Raw genomic sequence first — 5,483 nt, forward strand, 5'->3', positions numbered from 1 at the left:
AAAACCGAAGCTTTCGCTTCGGTTTTCATCGCAGAGAGGAAGGGATTCGAACCCTCGATGCAGTTACCCACATACAAACTTTCCAGGCTTGCTCCTTCAACCACTCGGACACCTCTCTAAATTCGTGGTGCAAAGAACAACAAAAAAAATGATTTATAAAAGCGTGTTGCAAAATTCTTATTGCATTTCTCCACGCAAAGAAGTTTCAAAAATGGTCTTGAAAACTGTAGCTGATACATTTTGTCCTAACAAATACATCAACTTGGTTACAGCGGCTTCCGTAGTAATGTCTTTGCCCGAGATAATTCCGATTTTCTTCAGTTGGGTACTGGTTTCATATTGGCCCATATTGACACTACCTCCTGAACATTGGGTAACATTCACCACATGTAAACCTTGCTTGATGGCTTTTTTTAGAATTTGGATAAACCAGTCTTCTGTCGGGGCGTTACCGGAACCATAGGTTTCCAAAACTATTCCTTTGAGGTTAGGTGTGGCAACAATAGCGGCCAAAACATTCGCATTAATTCCGGGAAACATCTTTATGATAACCACATTGTCATTTAAAACTTTATGAACCAACAATTTTTTATTGGAATGTTTTTCTAAAATAACATTGGGATTCACATTCAAATGTACCCCCGATTCTGCCAGAGGCGGATAATTAGGCGAAGTAAAAGCATTAAAATGTTCCGCATTGATTTTAGTGGTTCGGTTGCCTCGATACAATTTGTATTCAAAATACAAACAAACTTCCTTGATAACCGGTTTTCCTTTTTGTTGTAAAGAAGCTATTTGAATGGCTGTAATCAAATTCTCTTTCGCATCCGTACGCAAATCCCCTATCGGTAATTGAGAGCCGGTAAATACAACCGGCTTTGCTAAATTTTCGAGCATAAAACTCATGGCGGAAGCGGAATACGACATGGTATCGGAGCCGTGAAGAATAACAAATCCGTCAAAGTCGTTGTATTTTTCTTCAATAATAGTGGCAATCTGCACCCATTTATCCGGATTCATATTAGAAGAATCTATGGGTTTTGAAAAGGAAATGGTTTCTATATTACAATCCAATTGCTTGAGCTCAGGGATTTTTTGCAATAGTTTCTTGAAGTTGAAAGCCTTGAGCGCTCCGGTTTCAAAGTCTTTCATCATTCCGATGGTACCACCGGTATAAATCAACAAAATATTGGGTTTAACCTGCGTTTTCATACTTCATTTTATTGACCACCGGATTGGCATACATGGCTAAAAATCCTTCTACCATTTGCGGATTCGATTCGTCAATTCGCATTTCCAAGCGTCTTTCAAAAAGTGATTTCTCATTTTCGGTATAAAATGCTTTGAATTGTTCGGATTTAAATAGCAAATCGTAAGCGATATAATTGGTAGGCCAAAGTTTGTAACTTTGTAAAATAGAATCATCTAAAACCTGAGCCAAAGCCTGGACTTGCTTATTAGTATTGTCAAACTCATGCGCAATCTCATCGATTTCATTGGATAAAATCTCTCCAACATGGATGTGGATGCGTTTCTTTTGGCCGATGATACCACTCAACAAAGTAATAAAATCTTCGTTCTTGTCTTTGATGTATTTTTCCGCATTGGCTTCAGCCATGAGTTGCGGCATTTTTAAAGCATCTGTCGGATCGTATTCATAAGAAATAGAAACCGGAACAATTTTTAGTTTTTTAAAATAGTCGAGCATACTTGATTCTCCTGAAGCCATTGCTAACATCTTCAAAACACCGCTATGGGTAGCATCATTGCCGTCTTTGGTTCGGCCTTCTCTTTGGGCAATCCAAACTGAACGGTTTTCCCGAAGCAATAACTGACCAATATATTCCGACATTAATTTAGAACTTTCCAATAACTCTCTGGGAGGCAAACCGCGTTGTACTAAAAAATTCCGGTTGAGTTTAGACAAGGTTTTTAAAAAATCTTTTTTTACTAAGTTGTCTCCGATAGCCGAGGCTGTCATCACCAAACCATGTTCGTGCAAGCAAACATTTAGCAAAGACGTATCTAAAATAATATCGCGGTGGTTGGAAATGAACAAATAAGCAGTGTTGGGTTCTAACTTTTCAAAACCCGAAGTTGAAAGCCCGTCTGAACTTTTCTCCAAAACTTTTTTAACCGCTTTGTATGCAAAATTGATTTGAAAATCGCGAATAGAATGGGTGCGCTTTAATTGTTCTTTCCAAACGGAATCATCTACATTTTCGTAGGCAAAATTCATCAATGCCTTCATCATCGGATGATTTATCGCTGATAAAATGGCTTCATTTACCTCAGCATCATAATAAGGTCGGATGGCATTAAACTTTGACATGTTCGTATAGGCTTATTTGTAGAACAAATGAACAAAAAAAATCTCAAATGCCCGTTATAAAATGATTAAATCCCGAAAACAGTCTTGGCGTTTTCAGTAGTTATTCGGGCAATTTCGGCTACGGGAAGTTCGTAAATCTGAGCTAACTTTTCGGCCACCAGCAAAGTATAACTACTTTCGTTGCGCTTGCCACGATAAGGCACCGGTGCTAAATAAGGCGAATCGGTTTCTAAAACAATGTGCTTTAAATCTATATCCTTCAAAAATTGGTCAATCTTACCGTTTTTAAATGTCGCCACACCGCCAATACCAAGCTTCATATTCAAGCCGATAGCGCGTTGTGCCTGTTGAAAATCACCGGTAAAACAATGAAAGATACCGAACAAATCATCAGCCTTTTCACTCTCCAACACTTCAAAAACTTCATCAAATGCGTCTCGGCAATGGATGTTGATGGCCATCTGATATTTTTTAGCCCATTGAATTTGACGTCGAAACGCTTCCTGTTGGATGGCTAAGGTCGTTTTATCCCAATACAAATCAATGCCGATTTCGCCGATGGCTTGAAATTTTCTGCGCGCCAATTCGCTTTCCACATGCGCCAATTCTACTGTATACGTCTCCGGTTTTACATAACACGGATGCAACCCCATCATTAAAAAAATGTTTTGTGGAAACTGCGCTTCCAACTCGTACATTTTTTGGGTATAGGTCGAATCAATCGAAGGAACAAAAAAACGAGAAACTCCTGCATCGATAGCCCGTTGGATCATCTCAGTGCGATCGTTCTCAAACTCTTCGGAATACAAATGCGTGTGGGTATCGGTTAAAATCATCGGGATTAAAGGCACTAATATTTTGAGGTGCTAAGGTACTAAGTTTCTTCAGATTTTTTTAGGATAATGGATTTTAGATTACTTTTGGAAACCAATTCAAGGCTATGAAAAACTTACAGGAAGTACTGAAAAAAGAAAAGTACAAAAAAATCAATTTTAAAGTTTCTAAAACCCAACATTTACTGGTTAAGGCGTCTATTAACGGGGTTACGGGAAACTTTATTTTGGATACCGGTGCTTCCAACAGTTGTGTGGGTTTTGACAAGGTTGATTTTTTTAATCTCACCGCCGGAAAATCGAAAACCAAAGCCGCCGGAGCCGGAGCTACAGGCATGTTTACGCAATTGGCTAAAAACAATGATTTGAAAATCGGCCGGTGGAAAACGGATGGTTTCCACTTAATCGTCTTTGATATGACACATGTCAATCAGGCCTTACAACAATACAAAGCCAAACCCGTTCACGGCATTATAGGCGCTGATGTTTTATTGGAAGGGAAAGCGATTATTGATTACTATAATCACTGCCTGTACCTGAAGTAAAGTGTTTCTTCATCGAATAATACGCCAAAATAGTACTCAATAACATCAAGAAACCTCCCAAAATAAATGGCGCTCCTGGCAATGGAAACGGTGCTTCATCGTGGGTAAAGAAGTAAAAAGTATTCGTCATCATAGGCGGACCGATAATAGCCGAGGCACTCATCAAACTCGCCAACGTCCCTTGAATTTCACCTTGTTCGTTAGCCGGTACTTTTCCGGAAACTTCCGATTGCAAAGCCGGACCGGCAATACCGCCTAAACAATAAGGCACTAAAAAGACAAACATCATCCAACTTTGGGTGGCAAAAGCAAACAACAGCATACCGATAGTATATAACGACAATCCCAAATAAATGCTTTTCTGGTTGCCTAAACGCGGACTCGTAAAACGCACCAAACCACCTTGCACTAAACCAACCAACAGTCCTACGACACCTAGAGAAATCCCGACCATTTTTTCATCCCAACCAAAACGGTACATGGTGAAGAAACTCCAGTTGCTGTGCACGGCATGAGAACCTACATACAACAAAAATATGGCTAAAATGAGTCCGATTAAGGAAGGATATTTTTTCAAATTTAATAAAGCACCTATCGGATTGGCTCTTTTCCATTCAAAGGCACGACGGTTTTCTTTGGACAGCGATTCGGGCAAGATAAAATACCCGTATAAAAAGTTCAGCAAACACAAAACCGCTGCGGCATAAAACGGCACTCGGGAACCGTATTGTCCTAACAAACCGCCCAACACCGGACCAATAATAAAACCCAAACCAAAGGCTGCGCCTATCATGCCGAAGTTTTTGGCGCGATTTTCCGGGGTGCTGACATCGGCTATGTAAGCGGATGCTGTTGTAATACTCGCTCCGGTTAAACCAGCTATAATTCGGCCCACAAAGAGCCAAACAATGGTTGGGGAAAAAGCCAAGAGCAAATAATCCAACGCAAAGGCAAAGAGCGAAATCAGGATAATCGGTCGGCGTCCGTATTTGTCACTCAAATTGCCTATCAAAGGGGCACAGACAAATTGTGTTATCGCATAAGCAAAGGTTAACCAGCCGCCATATTTAGCCGCTTCGCTAATATCGCCGTTAATGAGTTCGGAAATTAACTTCGGAATTACCGGAATGATGATACCCCAACCGGTAATGTCGATTAACATTGTGATAAAAATGAAACCTATGGCGGCTTGCTTTTTGTTTTTTTTCATAGTTGATTTTTTGGGCGTTTCCCTTCAGGCAGTCGGCTTTCAGCCTCGTGTCCACAAGGGTCGGGCTTTCCGTTCCAATCTTTTTAGTATTGCATTTTCCTTTCTATTTAACCTATGCTTACACTAAAAAGGATTTCCTCTGCAATCCCTAACGCAAACAACAGTATCAACGAAGACCTATGCAAATAAAAGAAACTTTAGAAATACCTGACAGCCACCGGCTGTCCTCCTTTTAATTTCAAATTTCACGCAGTATGCAAATAAACGAAAAATCCCGTTCAGAAAACCAAACGGGATTTAATATATAGGCGCCTCATCCGAGGCAGGTAGAAACCCTATAGCTCTAAAGCTCTCTTAGGGTTGTTGTTCATCAAAATTTCAACCGGATTTTCTAACGCTTCTTTTACCGCTACCAAGAATCCAACCGACTCACGTCCGTCGATGATTCTGTGGTCATACGATAAAGCCACGTACATTACCGGTGCAATTACGATTTGTCCGTTTCTTACAATAGCTCTTTCCACAACATTGTGCATTCCTAAGATTCCTGATTGCGGCGGATT

Annotated in this window: 6 protein-coding genes and 1 tRNA gene; 1 reads left to right on the forward strand and 6 read right to left on the reverse strand. The window is 40.2% G+C overall.

Features of this window, described 5'->3' with window-relative positions:
• Positions 1 to 31: 31 nt before the first annotated feature.
• The 4 genes from ACIQ32_RS11060 to ACIQ32_RS11075 all read right to left on the reverse strand — a co-directional run bounded on the left by ACIQ32_RS11060 (position 32) and on the right by ACIQ32_RS11075 (position 3,168).
• A tRNA-Ser gene (locus ACIQ32_RS11060) sits at positions 32 to 118 on the reverse strand.
• Between the two features lie 59 nt (positions 119 to 177).
• Positions 178 to 1,212, reverse strand: coding sequence for an asparaginase (locus ACIQ32_RS11065; protein ID WP_396195750.1), 1,035 nt, complete (start codon positions 1,210 to 1,212; stop codon positions 178 to 180).
• Positions 1,196 to 2,332: a 1-acyl-sn-glycerol-3-phosphate acyltransferase gene (locus ACIQ32_RS11070; protein WP_396195751.1), complete on the reverse strand. Its 1,137-nt coding sequence runs from the start codon at positions 2,330 to 2,332 to the stop codon at positions 1,196 to 1,198. Before ACIQ32_RS11070 ends, ACIQ32_RS11065 begins: the two co-directional genes overlap by 17 nt.
• Positions 2,333 to 2,397: 65 nt before the next feature.
• On the reverse strand, positions 2,398 to 3,168 hold the full coding sequence (locus ACIQ32_RS11075; RefSeq protein ID WP_396195752.1) for a TatD family hydrolase: 771 nt from the start codon (positions 3,166 to 3,168) through the stop codon (positions 2,398 to 2,400).
• Between the two features lie 104 nt (positions 3,169 to 3,272).
• Between ACIQ32_RS11075 and ACIQ32_RS11080 the strand changes: the two genes are divergently transcribed.
• Entirely contained in the window at positions 3,273 to 3,710 is a 438-nt protein-coding gene (locus ACIQ32_RS11080; protein WP_396195753.1) for a retropepsin-like aspartic protease, read from the forward strand.
• Here the strand turns inward: ACIQ32_RS11080 and ACIQ32_RS11085 are convergent.
• Together ACIQ32_RS11085 and ACIQ32_RS11090 are read right to left on the reverse strand one after the other, a co-directional pair.
• Positions 3,673 to 4,920, reverse strand: a complete 1,248-nt coding sequence (locus ACIQ32_RS11085; protein WP_396195754.1) for a TCR/Tet family MFS transporter — start codon at positions 4,918 to 4,920, stop codon at positions 3,673 to 3,675. The two genes, ACIQ32_RS11080 and ACIQ32_RS11085, sit on opposite strands and share 38 nt — an antisense overlap.
• Before the next feature lie 335 nt (positions 4,921 to 5,255).
• Positions 5,256 to 5,483, reverse strand: a 228-nt coding sequence (locus ACIQ32_RS11090) for a 2-oxo acid dehydrogenase subunit E2 (RefSeq protein ID WP_396195755.1), incomplete at its 5' end; no start/stop codon positions are given.

The sequence above is a fragment of the Flavobacterium sp. genome, assembly GCF_044373165.1.
Taxonomy (GTDB): domain Bacteria; phylum Bacteroidota; class Bacteroidia; order Flavobacteriales; family Flavobacteriaceae; genus Flavobacterium.

Bases quoted from the DNA above. Each gene is read 5' to 3' on its own strand.
- ACIQ32_RS11065 (WP_396195750.1), bottom strand. From the start codon at position 1,212: ATGAAAACGCAGGTTAAACCCAATATTTTGTTGATTTATACCGGTGGT.
- ACIQ32_RS11075 (WP_396195752.1), bottom strand. From the start codon at position 3,168: ATGATTTTAACCGATACCCACACGCATTTGTATTCCGAAGAGTTTGAG.
- ACIQ32_RS11070 (WP_396195751.1), bottom strand. From the start codon at position 2,332: ATGTCAAAGTTTAATGCCATCCGACCTTATTATGATGCTGAGGTAAAT.
- ACIQ32_RS11085 (WP_396195754.1), bottom strand. From the start codon at position 4,920: ATGAAAAAAAACAAAAAGCAAGCCGCCATAGGTTTCATTTTTATCACA.
- ACIQ32_RS11080 (WP_396195753.1), top strand. From the start codon at position 3,273: ATGAAAAACTTACAGGAAGTACTGAAAAAAGAAAAGTACAAAAAAATC.